This is a genomic window from Achromobacter sp. 1L-A-4-B-C2 (assembly GCF_057291955.1).
Window position 1 is genome coordinate 193,057 of the sequence record NZ_JBXAWP010000003.1, and the last position, 14,894, is coordinate 207,950.

Here is a 14,894-nt window from a genome sequence, read left to right on the forward strand (position 1 = left end):
CGTCCCCACGCAATGAGCACTCCCGACCGCATGCTGTCCATCCTTGACCTTTTTCGCGACGACACCACCGCCGCGTTCCAGGAGGACGTCATGGCCCATCTGGATTGCTCGCGCGCCACCGCGTATCGCTACCTGAAATCGCTGACGGAAAGCGGGCTGCTGGCGCCCACCGCGGGCGGGGCGTACGTGCTGGGCTCACGCATCATCGAACTGGACCGCCATCTGCGCCAGCACGACCCGCTGATGCGCGCGGCGCGCGACGTCATGCGCGCCACGGGCGACGAACTGCACGCCAACCTGATGTTGTGCAGCTACTACGGCGACAAGGTCATGTGCGTGGACCGCTACTGGACCGACAACTCGATCGAGTCGAGCTATGCGCGCGGCAGGCCGTTCCCGATGTTCCGGGGCGCGACGGCCAAGCCCATCCTGGCGAACCTGCCGCCCTACCAGTTGCGCAACCTGATGCTGTGGCACGCGGCCGAAATCCGCGAGGCGGGCCTGGGTGAAGACTGGGACGAATTTCGCGCCAACCTGAAACGGCTGCGCACGGCGGGCGTATGCGTGTCGCATGGCGAGGTCGACCCCGGCTTGATGGGGATCGGCGCGGCGATCTTCAGCCCCGAGCAAAAGGTGGTGGGCAGCCTGGTCTTCATTGCGGCCCAGGCGAACACGTCGGCATCGCGCCTTGAGGTCTTGCAAGCGCGCATCCAGGTGGCGGCAGCCGAAGTGTCCCAGAACCTGCAAGCCCCACAAAGCAACGGCGCGGCGGCGATCGGCATCATGCCGTCGCGGCCGCGCCGCATCAAGGCCCCCGCCGGTGCAACACCGGCGCGGACCAAAGCCTGATCAGGCCTTGTTGTAGCGTTCGACGCTGTTCACGATTTCTTCGTGAGCGGCGTCCACACCCTTCCAACCCTTGACCTTGACCCACTTGCCCTTTTCGAGATCTTTGTAGTGCTCGAAAAAGTGCTGGATGCGCGCGACGTCTTCGGTCGGCAGGTCTTCGTACGACTTGATATTGCGGTACGGGGGGTACAGCTTTTCAATCGGCACGGCCAACAGCTTGGCGTCGCCGCCCGACTCGTCGTCCATTTCCAGCACGCCGATGGCGCGGCAGCGCACGACGGCGCCGATCTGGATCGGGAACGGGGTCAGGACCAGCACGTCGGCGGGGTCGCCGTCGTCCGACAGGGTTTGCGGGATGTAGCCGTAGTTGCACGGGTAGTGCATGGCGGTCAGCATGAAGCGGTCAACGAAAATCGCGCCCGTGTCCTTGTCGACCTCGTACTTGACCGGGTCGGCGTTCATGGGGATTTCGATGATGACGTTGAAGTCTTCCGGCAGCTTCTTGCCAGGGGAGACGCGATCAAGACTCATGATTCAACCTTGTTGTTTGTCTGAAGAAATGTTCAAAGCGAGCCGTCGTCCTTGAACGGCGGCTTGGTCGTCGGCACCGGCGCCGACGCCGGCGCGGGCGTGGACTTGGCGGGGGCGGCGGGCGCCGGCGAATACGTAGGCACGGGTTCATCGAAAGCCGCCGCCGGAATCGGGGCGCTGTCGAAGTACTCGTCGATATCCGACGTGCCGCCGGCCAGCGGCGCGTCTTCGGGCGCCAGCGCGCGGTCGCGCTGGTCACGGCTGACGCGGGCGTCCGGGTCCAGCACGTAGTCAGAGGCCGAGGCCGCTACCGCGGGTGGCAACGACGGGTAGTCGCCGCCCACATCGGCATCGCCGTCCGTGTCCGACAAGCCCACCGCATAGCCGCCTTCGGCATCCACGCGGTACGGGTCCGATCCGGTGTCCGCCGCGGGCAAGGCCGCGTCGGCCGCCAGCACCGGCAGCGCCATGCTGGCCGCCGTGGCCAGGCGCCAGTGGCGCACGGCATCGGCGGGCCGATCCAGTCGGTCGTAAAGGCTGCCCAGCAACGCATGTGTTTGCGCATCGCTGCGGCGGCTGAGGCTGCGCAACAGGTATCGCTCGGCCTGGCCCCACAACTGGCCGTTCAGGCACAGCATGCCCAGCGCGGTCAGCAGATCGGGATCGGTCGGGCGTTGCTGCAACCAGGTCTCGGCCTTGGCCAGACGGCGCGACACCTGTTCGGCGTCGCAGCGGGCGTAGGCGGCCACCAGTGCCGGGTTGAACTTCACGGCGATGGCCGCTTCCAGCACGCGCGCCGCTTCGTTGGGCTCGCCGGCCGCGTCGAAGGCGGCGGCGCCAGCCAGCGCGATATCGGGCAGCAGGCGCTCTTCGGCCTTCAGATCTTTCCAGATGGCGCGCCACGCGTCGCTGTGGGCGGCCGCGCGCAGGCGTGCGGCGCCGGACGTATCGATCAACACGTCGGCCTCGGCGCGAGCCAGGGCATTACGACGCACCAGCCCACGCGCAAGCGTGAAAACCTGCTCCTGGTGATGCAACGCGGTGTGCGCGCGCAGCAGCAGGCGCATCGTGTGCAGATGGCGCGCGCCGCCGTCGGCCAACGGCGCCAGCACCGCCAGCGCGCGCTCGGGGCGGCCCTGGTCCAGCAGCATGTCGGCCGACACGGTTGCCGTGGCTTCCGTCAGGCCGGGGTCGGTGCCGGCCTGTTCTTGCGCGGTGGCAAGCAGGCGGTCGCGCCGGTCGAATTCGCCCAGGCCATGCGCGGCGCGCGCCGCGGACAAGGCCGCCAGCACCCGGCGCGTTTGCACCTTGGTTTGGTCCAGCAGCTTGGTCAGGTCTTTCTCGGCGACCGCGTAGCGGCCCTCAAGCAGGCCGATCCAGCCGCGTTCCAGCAATTCGTGGTCACGCGCCTGTGCGCGCTTGCCGCGCCACACGCGAACGCGATCCGGAATGGCAAGCAGCCACGCCAGCAAACGCAAACCCACATAAAGCACGATGAAGGCGGCCACGATCAGCAGCACGGCCAACGTCAGCGACATCCCAATGCGCCAGGGCCAGACCAGCAACAGCACGTTGCCGGAATGCGAGCGCAGCACCACCGCCAGGGCGACGGCGATGACGGCGAGCAGCAGTGTCCAGAACCAGGTACGCATAAGGCTCAATCCTGCCCGCTGTTCTTGAAGCCCGCGGCGCGCAAGGCGGCCACGGCATTCAGGCTGTCGGCCACGTCCGGCATGCGCACGGCGATGTCCGTCTGGGCCAGTTCACGCGCCAACGTTTGCGCGGCGACCGTATCGGGCGAACGGGAATCGAAGTACTTGGACAGGGTGACGCCGACGTTGTCGAGCTCGCTCTTCCAGACGGCGGGCTGACGCATCAGCATGGCCAACTGCACGGTCAACAGGCGCTGGCGCAGCGTGCCGCGCACCTGGTCGGCTTGCTCGGGCGACAGCAGCAACGCAGCGGGTTCGTCAACGCGCTGAATGGTGATCAGGCCGCCAAGCTCGTGCGCCAGGGCCGAACCTGCACGGCCGGGCCACGACGCGACTTCGGCTCGCCAACGCTGCCACCAGGGCGCGTCGGCGGGCAAGCCGGCCTGCGGATCGATCGTCGGCGCGGGCGCGGCGGCGGGTTGGGCATCGCCCGTGGCAACCATGCCCGGCGCGGCGGAATCGGGCACCAGCAGCGGCGCCTTGTTGACCAGCGCCACCAGGCGTTCGATGCGCGCCGATTGCGCGGGAATGTCCACGGTGGAGACGGCGCGCAGGCGATCCAGGTCGCCGTTGATGGCTTGCTGAAGGCTTGAGAAGCGCGGACGGTCGGCGCGTGCCAGACGGGCTTGCGCGGTTTCCAGCGCAACGATGGCGTTGGACACGTTGCCGGCCAGGCGCAATTGCTGGTTGCCGATGGTCAACAGGCGTTCGACGTCGTTGGCCAGCAGTTCGTCGCTGGCGCTGTCGTTGAAGTTTTGCCAGGCCTGTTGCAGCGCGTTGTACTGGCTTTGGGTTTCACGGACGGTGTCCTCAAGCTCGCCCACGCGGCCGGCTTGCGCTTGCGCCAGCGCCAGGGCCTCGCGCGTGTCCTTGCGCGCCTGTGCCACATCGGCGGTCAGCGTGTCGATGCGCGTGGCAACCTCGCGGCCGGCGGACACGAATTGGGTGCGTTGCTTCCACAACGCGTAACCCAAGCCCACGGCAAGCAGGATGACGATTATCAGGGCGGTGACCAAGGGGCCATTGCCGCGCTTGGCCGGACGGGCCTTGACGGGATCGGCCGGGGCCGATGCGGGCGCGCTTGCGCCCGGGGCGGCCGTGTGAACGACCGGATCGGTAGCGGGAGTCTTGTCTGTCATGACGCGATTGTATTCGGTGTCAGTCCGATGCAACGAATCAAGCAGCAACAAAAGCCTGGAATATCGACTCGTCGTTGGGCAAGCAGATTTTTACCATTGCTGGCCCGTCGGCGCCATGACAGGCCGGCGGCACGCGCCGCGTCAGCGTTGGATGCGTCAACACAAACTGGCACTGCCGCCACCACGCCGCCAGGCCCGCGGCGTCCAGATTTGCGCACACGGCGTCGGCCCCTTCGCCGCTGGTGATAAGCCAGGTAGCCGATACGCCCGCCTCGGCCAAGCCGCGCAATCGCGCCAGCGCCGAGGCGTCCCAGACGGCGGGCCGCCGCAGATAGGCGGCGTAGCGCGTCACGGCTGCACCATGGGCCTGCAACTTGTCGCCCAGCCAGTCCCTGCCCTGCGTGCCACGCACGAGCAGCACGCGCGCCGGCAAGGCAGGCAAGCCGCATAACACGGCCCACAAGGCTTCGGAATCGTGGCTGGCAGCCTCGTCGCCAGGGTGCAGAACTGTTGTATTCGCGCCAAACGCGGGGGACTCGCGCAGCGCTTGGGCGCTGGCCGGACCCACCGTGGCGGCAATCACCCCGGCGGGCCAGGGGCGCGGACCGTGCGCGGCAGCAAGTTGGCGCAAGTACTGCTTGGCCGCGTTGCCGCTGACGAACACGACCATGTCGAAGTCGTCCGGACGCGGCAATTGCGCGGCGGGGACATCAAGCGGGTGGATTTCCAGTGCTGGCAGAATGCAGGCGGACCAGCCGGCGTCGGTCAGACGGCCGGCCAGCGCCTCGTTGCGCCCTTCGGGCCGCGTCAGGACGGCGACTCGGGCGGGGGTGGACATCAGTCCGGCCGGGGCTCGGCTTGCAGCAGTTCCTGGAGGATGGCGGCAGCGCCGGCATCCAGCAGCTCTTGTGCGGCGGCTTCACCCAGGGCTTCGGCATCGGCCACCGGGCCGCTGCGGGTGGTGTGGACCATGCGTACGCCATCCGGCGAGGCCACCAAGGCGCGCAATGACAAGGTGTCGCCAGAGATTTGGGCAAACGCTGCCAGCGGCACCTGGCAGGAACCGCCCAGCCTGCGGGACACCGCACGCTCGGCCTGCACGCATGACGTGGTGGCCGCGCTGATCAGCGGCGCGAGCCACGCGCGCATGTCGTCGCGGTCGTTGCGAATTTCGATGCCCAAGGCGCCCTGCCCGGCGGCCGGCAGGCTGTCGGCCGGGTCCAGCAGGCTGCGGATGCGCGCCTGAAGACCCAGGCGTTCCAGCCCCGCGGCGGCCAGCACGATGGCGTCGTACTCGCCCTTGTCCAGCTTGCCCAGACGCGTGTCGAGGTTGCCACGCAGCGGTTTGACCACCAGTTCAGGAAAGCGCGCACGAATCTGCGATTCGCGCCGCAAGCTTGACGTACCCACGACCGCGCCCGCCGGCAGATCTGCCAGACAGGCGTAGCGATTCGATACGAAGGCATCGCGCGGGTCCGCGCGATCAAGAATGGCGCAAAGCTCGAACGGGGCTTGCAGATCCACCGGCACGTCTTTCAACGAGTGCACGGCAAGATCGGCGCGCCCGTCGAGCAACGCGTTTTCAAGTTCCTTGACGAAAAGACCCTTGCCACCGACCTTGGACAGGGTACGGTCCAGGATCTGGTCGCCTCGGGTTGTCAGGGTAAGAAGCTCAACCGCGCACGCCGGGTACAGCGTGCGCAGCCGGTCGCGCACATGCTCGGCTTGCCACAGGGCAAGCCGGCTGGCGCGGGTCGCGATGACCAGGCGTTGCGGAAGAGACACGTGCGGTCATCAAACGAAATTGGAGACGATGACCGTCGCGACTACCCCGAGGATGGCCAGCACGAAAAGGCCCTGAAGGAGGCTCAGGCCCGATTCGGATTGCTGGGGATCGACGGATCTACGCAGACTCATGTGCTGATTCCTTGGAAGCGGTTTTGCGGCTTGCCAGCCACCGTCCAAGGACAACAACGAGCAAGGCGCCGATAATTTCTGCAGCGATTTTAACCGTAGTCGGCTGAACACCGAATTGACGTTCGACAACCACATCGGTAATCAGCATGCCACCGGCGATCCAGCCCAGGAGCGCGGCGCCAAACGTAACCACCAAGGGATACTTGTCGATCAGCTTCAGGACCAGGGTGCTGCCCCAGATGATGATCGGCACGCTGACGATCAGGCCGAAGGCAACCAGGCCGATCTGATGGTCGGCGTGGGCGTTCTGGGCCGCGCCGGCGATGGCGATCACGTTGTCCAGGCTCATCACGAAGTCGGCAATGATGATGGTCTTGATGGCGGCGGCGATGGACGTTCCGCCCTTCACGTTGCCATGGGCATCGTCTTCAGGGATCAAGAGCTTGACGCCGATCCAGACCAGCAGCAGACCGCCAACGACCTTCAGGAAAGGAATCGACAGAAGCGTCAATGCGAAAGCAATCAGCACGACACGCAGGATGATGGCGCCCGCGGTGCCCCAAAGAATGCCCTGCATGCGCTGCTTGGGCGCAAGGTTGCGGCACGCCAGCGCGATAACCACCGCGTTGTCGCCGCCGAGCAGGATGTCGATGAGGATGATCTGGAATACCGCTGCCCAACTCAGCGTCTGGAAAAACTCAAGCACTATGAACCCCCGAAGGCATTTATGAAAAGAAAGGCCGGTCCCGAGCCGGCCACCTCGCCGCGCGCTGCGCGGCGAGATCATTCAAACAACTAATTATTGTAATTCAGCTTTCATTCAGCTTTCTGGCGCATCAGCAAAACTTTACCAATTGCCAGCACCAGAATCGCGCCCAATGCACCCGTCATCAGTTCGAAACTGTGATGCGATACGCCCAGGGCCGCGTCGATACGCGCCACCGGCTCTTGCAAGGCGGGATCACCCACCAACAATTCGCCGGCAATAAAGCCCAGCAACGCCGCACCCACCCAGACGATGATCGGGAAGCGCTCGATAACCTTCAGAAGCAACGTGCTGCCGAAGATGACCAAGGGGATGCTGATGGCCAGGCCCAACACCAGCAAGGTCGTGTCGCCCATCGCCGCGGCAGCGACGGCCACCACGTTGTCCAGGCTCATGACCAGGTCGGCAATCATGATAGTGCGGATGGCGGTCAGCAGATTACCTTGCGTCTTGCCCGCGCCGTCGTCTTCGCCTTCCGGCAACAACAGCGTCACGCCGATGTAGACCAGCAGCAACGCGCCGATCAGCTTCAGGTACGGCAACAACAGCAACTTGGCCGCCACCAGGGTCAGCACGATACGCATGATGATCGCGGCGGCCGAGCCGATCGTGATCGCTTTCTTTTGCTGCGCGGGAGGCAGCGAGCGCGCCGCCAGCGCAATAACCACGGCGTTGTCGCCCGATAGCAGAATATTGACCCAAATGATCTGGAGCAGCGCTATCCAGAATGCCGCTGAACTGAGTTCCATGCCTCTCTTTCCTAGGTGTTGATCCCCCTAGGACGAACCAAATTAATGGATGAAAAAAACCAAAAGCCGTACTGACCGTCTTGGTGCGAGCCCGACGGCATTCTTGCTGGGTACGTGCGAAATTTCTTTCATTATAGTTTCGTTCAGCTTTCCGTATGTTTGGACGAACGCAGTTTGGACACGGGATTACCCTAGTAAAACCACAGAAATTTCGATCCGGACACGTGCCGAACGGACAAAAAAAAGCCCGCCGAAGCGGGCTTTCTTAAACGCAATGCTGTAAGACTTACAGCACCGACTTGAGCAGCTTGCCCATTTCGGAGGGGTTGCGCGTGGTGCGGATGCCGCAGGCTTCCATGACTTCCAGCTTGGCGTCGGCCGTGTCGGCGCCACCGGAGATCAGGGCGCCAGCGTGGCCCATGCGCTTTCCAGGAGGCGCGGTGACACCAGCGATGAAGCCGACGACCGGCTTCTTCATGTTGTCCTTCGCCCATTCAGCGGCGTTGACTTCGTCCGGACCGCCGATTTCGCCGATCATGATGACGGCGTCGGTGTCGGGATCGTCATTGAACATCTTCAGGACGTCGACGTGCTTCAGGCCGTTGATGGGGTCGCCACCGATACCGACGGCGCTGGATTGGCCCAGGCCCAGTTCGGTGACTTGCGCCACGGCTTCGTACGTCAAGGTGCCCGAACGGCTGACGATGCCGATGCGACCCTTGCGGTGGATGTGACCGGGCATGATGCCGATCTTGATTTCGTCCGGCGTGATCAGGCCGGGGCAGTTCGGGCCCAGCAGCAGCGTCTTGCTGCCCTTGGCCTTCATGCGGTTCTTGACTTCCAGCATGTCACGGACCGGGATGCCTTCGGTGATGCAGATCACCAGATCCAGTTCAGCTTCGACGGCTTCCCAGATGGCGGCAGCGGCGCCGGCGGGCGGCACGTAGATGACGGACACGGTTGCGCCGGTGTCGGCCTTGGCTTCCTTGACGGAAGCGAAGATCGGCACGCCTTCAAAGTCTTCACCCGCTTTCTTGGGGTTCACGCCGGCCACGAAGGCGGCTTTGCCATTGGCATACTCACGGCACATACGGGTGTGGAACTGGCCCGTCTTGCCCGTGATGCCCTGGGTGATGACTTTGGTGTCCTTGTTAATCAGAATCGACATTTGTGAATCCTTGGCAATTTCTTTTACCGCCGGGCCGTCCCAAGGTGGAAAGCTCCCCCATGGGGGGCAGCAAGCCACGAAGGGGCGCGGCGAGGGGGCATATTTACTTGACGGCGGCTACGACGCGGGTGGCCGCTTCGGCCATCGTGTCGGCGCTGATGATCGGCAGGCCGGAGTCGGCCAGCATCTTCTTGCCGAGTTCTTCGTTGGTGCCCTTCATGCGCACGACCAGCGGCACGTTCAGGTTGACGGCCTTGCAAGCCGCGATCACGCCTTCGGCGATGACGTCGCAGCGCATGATGCCGCCAAAGATGTTGACCAGAATGGCCTTCACGCTCTTGTTCGCGAGCATGATCTTGAACGCTTCGGTGACCTTCTCGGCCGTTGCGCCGCCGCCGACGTCCAGGAAGTTGGCCGGCTCGCCGCCGAACAGCTTGATGGTGTCCATCGTGGCCATGGCCAGACCGGCGCCGTTCACCAGGCAGCCGATGTTGCCGTCGAGCTGGATGTAGGCCAGGTCGAACTTGCTGGCTTCGATTTCAGCGGGGTCTTCTTCGTCCAGGTCGCGGTAGGCGACGATTTCCGGATGGCGGAACAGGGCGTTGGAGTCGAAGTTGAACTTGGCGTCCAGGGCGATGATGTTGCCCTTGCCGTCGCGGTTCAGCGGGTTGATTTCAACCAGCGACGCGTCGGTTTCCATGTAGCACTGATACAGCTTCTGGAACACGTCCACGGCTTGGGCGGTGGAGTCGGCGGGCAGGCCGATCGCGTTGGCGATCTTGGTGGCTTGCTCGGCCGACAGGCCGGTCAGCGGGTCGATGTATTCGGTGATGATCTTCTCGGGAGTGGAATGAGCCACTTCCTCGATGTCCATGCCGCCTTCGCTGGAAGCGATGAAGGCAACCTTTTGCGTGGCGCGGTCAGTGACCAGCGACACGTAGTATTCCTTTTGAATGTCGGCGCCGTCTTCGATGTACAGGCGACGGACCTTCTGGCCTTCCGGGCCGGTCTGGTGCGTGATCAGCTGCATGCCCAGGATTTCCGAGGCCAGCTTGCGCACGTCTTCCAGCGAGCGCGCCAGCTTGACGCCACCGCCCTTGCCGCGGCCGCCCGCGTGGATTTGCGCCTTGACGACCCAGACCGGTCCACCCAGCTTTTCAGCGGCAGCCACGGCCTCGTCGACGGAAAGAGCGGGGATCCCGCGCGGCACCGGGATGCCAAATTGCTTCAGCAGTTCCTTGCCTTGATACTCGTGGATTTTCATGTGTTACCTGTCAGGACGTATGAGAAAGAGAAGGTGAATCGGAGGACGAATCGGCCGATGCCTCAGCGCTACCCCCCGTGTACCACTTGGGATAGTGCTCAGCCACCACCGGGCCGCCAGTGCTTAGCGCATGACAGCCGTCCAGTTGGAATGGACGCCGGTTCGGGTTGGTTTCCTGCCGCCGGCGGTTGGCCATGGTCTGGACCGCCGCGGTGGGAAGCACCTGCGACAGCTCGGTCATGTGCGTACAGCCCGCCACGTGCCCGAACCGCTCCTTGACCTGGCGGCGGAATCCCTTAAGCAGATTCATGCCGATCAAATCAGTGTAAGCCGCCTCGATGGCCATGCAATGACCGCCATAAGGGGCCGCATCATAGACAGCCTGCGCGTCCACGATCGAGTATTCCTCGTCGATGGTGATGCGCAGGTGCATATGGTGGATGGGCTGCCCGGCCTTGAACATCTTGCCGTCGCTTTTGGGGAAATCGTACGCCTTGACGTCGATCAGCTCGGCTTCCAGGTCCCAATTGCCGTCCTCGCGCGCATACGACTGCACGCGTATGGAACGCGTGTGCAGCGGTTGGCGAGGGTAATCGGGCGGTGGCAAGGGCATGCTGGGGGCCTGCGGGGCGAAGATGGCCTGCGCATGGTGCGCGGCAACAAAACCTTGAAAGTATAGCGCAGGCGGCCTGGTAGCAAATGGCCGGTTTGCGGGGGCGGGCCATGCCGGCGCTCCCGCGCGCCATCCGGCTCACCCCGCCGCCCGCCCTGCCCGGCGCCCTCAGACTGTCCACGGTGTGGCCGGACTGCCCATCCACGCCTGCCCCGCCGGAATCGTCTCGCCCTTGAGCACCAACGTCAGTGGCCCCAGGCGGGCGCCGGCTTCCACGTGGGTGCCGTACAGGATGGTGCTGCGGGGGCCGACGTTCACGTCCGGGCCGATATCGACCGGCCCGATCTTCATGACCCGGTCTTCAAACAGATGGGTCTGCGGCCCCGACCCGGCGTGCAGCACCGCATCGTCGCCGATCGACACGCAGTCGTACTCGGTGACGTCGGTCGTATCCATGAACACCCGCTTGCCGATGCGCGCCCCCAGGCAGCGCAGCGCCAGCGGCAACCACGGGGTGGCGCGCAGGAAATTGAAGAAGTTCGGCACCGCGATGGATTCGTACAGGCTGGTCACCGCCTCGCTTTTCCACACAAACGGCGTCCACATCGGCTCGGCGCGCGGCCGGTAGCGGCCCATCAGTGCCCATTTGAGCAACACCACAAAGAGGAAGGTGCCCACGCCGTACAGCACGCCGGCCAGCATCAACTCGTCGAACGCGCCGATAAACCCGTCGACCGCCGCGATGGGAATGACGCGCATGACGGTCAGATAGCCCACGGCGATCACCACCGCCAGCGGCAGGATCATGCGCATGCCTTCGACCGCGCCGCGCGCCACCTTGCGGCCGGTGCTGGGCCGGAAGGTCAAGTGGGCGGGAAAGCCGGCCGTCTGCTCGCGCGCGGGCAGCGCCAGCGGCGGGTTGCCCAGCCATGTCTGACCGCTGGCCATCGCGGCATTGGCCGGCGCGCGGCTTTGCACGCCGATCAGGACGTCATCGGGCAACACCGATCCGTCGGGCACGTACGCCCCGTTGCCCACAAAGCTGCGGTTGCCGATGACGGTTGGGCGCAAGCGCATCCAGCCCTGGTCGATTTCCTCGTCGCCCAGCATCACGCCGTCGGCAATGAAGCTGTCGCGCCCCAAGGTCAGCATGTCTGGCACGATGCCCATCGCGGTGGAAATCTCGGTGCCGCGCCCTACTTTCGCGCCCAGCAGCCGGTACCACGACCCGGCATAGATGGACGCATACAGGCCGTGCAGCACGCTGAGGCTGGCCTCCTGGATCTGATTGGTCAACCAACGGCGCAGATAGATCTGGCCATATACCGGCCAGCGGCCGGCCGATAGCCTGGGCAGCAGCGACCAGCGCAGCACCGCGCACGCCAGCACGGTCAACAGCAAGAGCAAGGCGCTGGCCGGCAGCGCCAGCAGCAGATAGCACAGGAATGCGATGGGCCACGACGCGCGCGAGCCCATCAGGTCGAGCCAGCGCGCGTCGATCCAATCGATCAACACGAAGCTGGGAAAGACCGGCATGAAGAACAGCGCGGCGATCAGCGTGCCGCCCGCCGCGTAGGCCAGCACGTCCAGCCGGCGCCAGCGCCCTTCGCGCACGGGCCGGGGCGGCAGATCAGACGGCTGCGCGCGCGGGTCATGTCGCGCCGGCGCGCCCGTCCAGGTTTGCCCCGCGGGCACGCGCGTACCGCCGGCCAGCGATGACAGCCCTTCGAGCCGCGCGCCTTCGCCCATCTCGACATCGCCTTGCAGCACCGAATACGAACCGACATAGGCGTTGTTGGCAAGCGTGATCGGGCCGACTTCCCAGATGCCGCCGCGCACGGCGAAGTTTTCAAGATTGACGGCGGCGCCGATGCTGACGCCATCGCCCACCGTCAGCAGGTCTGGCGCACGCACCGACACCCGACTGATGGCAGCGTCGCGGCCGATGCGCGCGCCCAGCGCCCGCAGATACCAGACTTGAAGCGGCGAGCCCGCCAGCAGGTGCGCCGGCGGAATATCCAGAATGCGGTCGACCAGCCACCAACGATAAAAGCGCCAGCCATACAACGGATAGCGGCCCGGCTTCTGGCGGCCGACAATCGCCCATTTACAGGCGACGGCCACGGCAAAGCTCAGCAGGTTGCAGGCCAGGTAGCTGGCGATGGACCAGGCAACGGCACGCCAGACCGAATCGCCATCGTCACCGGTCAGGTAGTGATAGGTGAAAAACGGCGTCAGCCAGATCAGCATGCGCACGCCGATCAACAATGGCAGCGCGGCCAATTGCGCCAGGCCGCACGTCCAGCGGCGCCATTCCGGCGCGCGGGCGGGCGAGGCGTCTTGCGCGGCGTGCACGGCGGTGGTTGCCGTAACAGTGGACGCAGAGGCCGCGGTTGCGGTTGCCGATGCCGTTGCCGTTGCCATCAACGCATCCAGGCGCGCCGCCAACGCGCCTACGCCAGCATGCTGATATAGCTCCTGCATGCTCAGCGCTGACAAATTCGGATGCTTGCGCAGCGACGAAACCAGCCGCGCGGCCAGCAGGGAATGGCCGCCCAGATCTCGGAAGAAGTCGCTGGCCAGATGCAGCGGCTGCCCCGGAAACAACGGGCGCAGCGCATCGAACAACGCGCGCTCGCCCGCCGTGACGGGCTCGTCGTCTTCCGTGGACGGTTGCTGCGCGGTGTCCAGCTCGCGCGCCCGCAGCGTCTTGCGGTCGATCTTGCCCGACGTCAGCCGCGGCACCTCGGCCACGAATTCAAAGCGGGCCGGAATCATGTACGCCGGCAGCTCTTGTGACAAGGCGGCGCGTAAGGCGTGCGGATCCAGGCGCGCGTCGCTTTCCGGCATTACGAACGCCGCCAATTGGTCGATACCGGCAAGATCGCGCAACACCACGGCGGCGGCGCCCACGCCGGGTTGGCGATACAGCGCCGCCTCGATCTCGCCAAGCTCGACGCGAAAGCCGCGCACCTTGACCTGATCGTCGCTGCGCCCAAGGCAATGGATCTGCCCGTGCTCATCGATGCGCGCCAGATCGCCGCTGCGATACATGCGCGTGTCATGACTGCCGCTGGGCCGAGGATTGGCCAGGAATTTTTCCGCCGTGAGCGCCGGCCGACCCAGGTAGCCGTCGGCCACGCCGGGGCCCGTGATGCACAGCTCGCCGACCTGCCCCGCGGGCAGCACCGCGCCGTCATCACCGCGCACCAGCATGCCGTAATTGGGCAGCGGCACACCGATCGTCACCGCTTGCCCCGGCATGAGCTCGGCCACGCTGGCGGACACGGTGGTTTCAGTCGGCCCGTACGTGTTGAACAAGCGACGGCCGGGCGTGGCCCAGCGCGGCACAAGAAAGTCGGGGCACACTTCGCCGCCCAGGTTCACGATGCGCAAGCCGGGCACGTCGCGCGCGAACAAAGCCAATAGCGTAGGCACCGCATGCAGCACCGTGACGCCTTCGCGCACCAGCGCGTCGGGCAGCCCTTCGGGGTCGGTCGTCAACATCTTGGGCGCCACCCACAGGCTGGCCCCCACCAGGTAGCTGATCCAGATTTCCTCGAACGACATGTCGAACGCCACCGAGAAGCCCTGGTAGACCTTGTCGTCCTGGCGCACGCCCAACACTTCGTTTTCGCTGCGCAGGAAATGGCAGATGCTGGCATGCGTGATCGGCACGCCCTTGGGCTTGCCGGTTGAGCCAGAGGTGTAGATCACATAAGCGGGGTGTTCAGGCCGCAGCCCTGCGCGCCGGTTCAGTGCGCCCTGGACGGGAACGGCCAGCGCCCACGGCGTCCAGGTGACCATGCCATCCAGACGCACGTCCGCGCTGGCGATCAGGCCATTCGCGCCAGCGTCCTGCAAACACACCAGCATGCGGTCCGGCGGCGTGTCGGCTTCAAAGGGCAGCCAGGCCGCGCCGGCCAACGCGATGGCCGCCTGCATCACCAGCAGGTCGGCGCCGCGCGGCAAGCACAAACCGACGATATGCCCGGGCCGCACGCCCGCCTGGATCAGATGGTGCGCGGCAAGCGATGCGCGTTGGCCCAGCGTGTCGTAGCTTAGTGTTTGATCCTGCCAGTGGATGGCGATGGCGGCGGGGTGCCGCAGGATCGTGGCTTCCAAAATATCGGGCAGCGTTTCCGCAAGAAGCAGATCCGGCCGATAAGGGCCTTGGAGAATCATA

At 65.3% G+C, this 14,894-nt stretch carries 12 protein-coding genes; 1 reads left to right on the plus strand and 11 read right to left on the minus strand.

Annotated features, from left to right (window positions below; all coding sequences use genetic code 11):
• Positions 1-12: 12 nt before the first annotated feature.
• Entirely contained in the window at positions 13-849 is an 837-nt protein-coding gene (locus tag AC0Z35_RS14385) for an IclR family transcriptional regulator (protein WP_046802834.1), read from the plus strand.
• Here AC0Z35_RS14385 and ppa read toward each other — a convergent pair whose 3' ends face one another.
• The 11 genes from ppa to AC0Z35_RS14440 form a co-directional block, all read right to left on the minus strand.
• On the minus strand, positions 850-1,380 hold the full coding sequence (ppa, locus tag AC0Z35_RS14390) for an inorganic diphosphatase (protein WP_046802833.1): 531 nt from the start codon (positions 1,378-1,380) through the stop codon (positions 850-852).
• 32 nt (positions 1,381-1,412) lie between these two features.
• A complete protein-coding gene (locus AC0Z35_RS14395) occupies positions 1,413-3,032 on the minus strand; it encodes a heme biosynthesis HemY N-terminal domain-containing protein (RefSeq protein WP_485132404.1) in 1,620 nt (539 codons plus the stop codon).
• A 5-nt stretch (positions 3,033-3,037) separates the two neighbouring features.
• Positions 3,038-4,231, minus strand: coding sequence for a uroporphyrinogen-III C-methyltransferase (locus AC0Z35_RS14400; protein ID WP_046802889.1), 1,194 nt, complete (start codon positions 4,229-4,231; stop codon positions 3,038-3,040).
• Between the two features lie 37 nt (positions 4,232-4,268).
• Entirely contained in the window at positions 4,269-5,069 is an 801-nt protein-coding gene (locus AC0Z35_RS14405; RefSeq protein ID WP_485132403.1) for a uroporphyrinogen-III synthase, read from the minus strand.
• Positions 5,069-6,016, minus strand: coding sequence for a hydroxymethylbilane synthase (gene hemC, locus AC0Z35_RS14410; protein WP_046802830.1), 948 nt, complete (start codon positions 6,014-6,016; stop codon positions 5,069-5,071). Before hemC ends, AC0Z35_RS14405 begins: the two co-directional genes overlap by 1 nt.
• Positions 6,017-6,134: 118 nt before the next feature.
• Positions 6,135-6,854: a TerC family protein gene (locus tag AC0Z35_RS14415; RefSeq protein WP_039883011.1), complete on the minus strand. Its 720-nt coding sequence runs from the start codon at positions 6,852-6,854 to the stop codon at positions 6,135-6,137.
• Positions 6,855-6,964: 110 nt separating this feature from the next.
• Positions 6,965-7,663, minus strand: a complete 699-nt coding sequence (locus AC0Z35_RS14420; protein ID WP_046802829.1) for a TerC family protein — start codon at positions 7,661-7,663, stop codon at positions 6,965-6,967.
• Positions 7,664-7,949: 286 nt separating this feature from the next.
• Positions 7,950-8,831 (minus strand): succinate--CoA ligase subunit alpha, encoded by an 882-nt coding sequence (gene sucD / locus AC0Z35_RS14425; RefSeq protein WP_006218345.1) that lies wholly within the window; start codon positions 8,829-8,831, stop codon positions 7,950-7,952.
• 103 nt (positions 8,832-8,934) lie between these two features.
• Entirely contained in the window at positions 8,935-10,095 is a 1,161-nt protein-coding gene (sucC, locus tag AC0Z35_RS14430) for an ADP-forming succinate--CoA ligase subunit beta (RefSeq protein ID WP_046802828.1), read from the minus strand.
• A 10-nt stretch (positions 10,096-10,105) separates the two neighbouring features.
• Complete coding sequence (locus AC0Z35_RS14435; protein ID WP_046802827.1) at positions 10,106-10,708, minus strand: DUF2889 domain-containing protein; 603 nt, start codon at positions 10,706-10,708, stop codon at positions 10,106-10,108.
• 168 nt (positions 10,709-10,876) lie between these two features.
• Positions 10,877-14,893 (minus strand): Pls/PosA family non-ribosomal peptide synthetase, encoded by a 4,017-nt coding sequence (locus AC0Z35_RS14440; protein WP_485132402.1) that lies wholly within the window; start codon positions 14,891-14,893, stop codon positions 10,877-10,879.
• Between the last annotated feature and the right edge of the window lies 1 nt (position 14,894).

What these genes read in the sequence shown, in the direction of transcription:
- AC0Z35_RS14385 (WP_046802834.1), top strand. Translation starts at nt 13, where the DNA reads ATGAGCACTCCCGACCGCATGCTGTCCATCCTTGACCTTTTTCGCGAC.
- ppa (WP_046802833.1), bottom strand. Translation starts at nt 1,380, where the DNA reads ATGAGTCTTGATCGCGTCTCCCCTGGCAAGAAGCTGCCGGAAGACTTC.
- AC0Z35_RS14395 (WP_485132404.1), bottom strand. Translation starts at nt 3,032, where the DNA reads ATGCGTACCTGGTTCTGGACACTGCTGCTCGCCGTCATCGCCGTCGCC.
- AC0Z35_RS14400 (WP_046802889.1), bottom strand. Translation starts at nt 4,231, where the DNA reads ATGACAGACAAGACTCCCGCTACCGATCCGGTCGTTCACACGGCCGCC.
- AC0Z35_RS14405 (WP_485132403.1), bottom strand. Translation starts at nt 5,069, where the DNA reads ATGTCCACCCCCGCCCGAGTCGCCGTCCTGACGCGGCCCGAAGGGCGC.
- AC0Z35_RS14420 (WP_046802829.1), bottom strand. Translation starts at nt 7,663, where the DNA reads ATGGAACTCAGTTCAGCGGCATTCTGGATAGCGCTGCTCCAGATCATT.
- sucD (WP_006218345.1), bottom strand. Translation starts at nt 8,831, where the DNA reads ATGTCGATTCTGATTAACAAGGACACCAAAGTCATCACCCAGGGCATC.
- sucC (WP_046802828.1), bottom strand. Translation starts at nt 10,095, where the DNA reads ATGAAAATCCACGAGTATCAAGGCAAGGAACTGCTGAAGCAATTTGGC.
- AC0Z35_RS14435 (WP_046802827.1), bottom strand. Translation starts at nt 10,708, where the DNA reads ATGCCCTTGCCACCGCCCGATTACCCTCGCCAACCGCTGCACACGCGT.
- AC0Z35_RS14440 (WP_485132402.1), bottom strand. Translation starts at nt 14,893, where the DNA reads ATGATTCTCCAAGGCCCTTATCGGCCGGATCTGCTTCTTGCGGAAACG.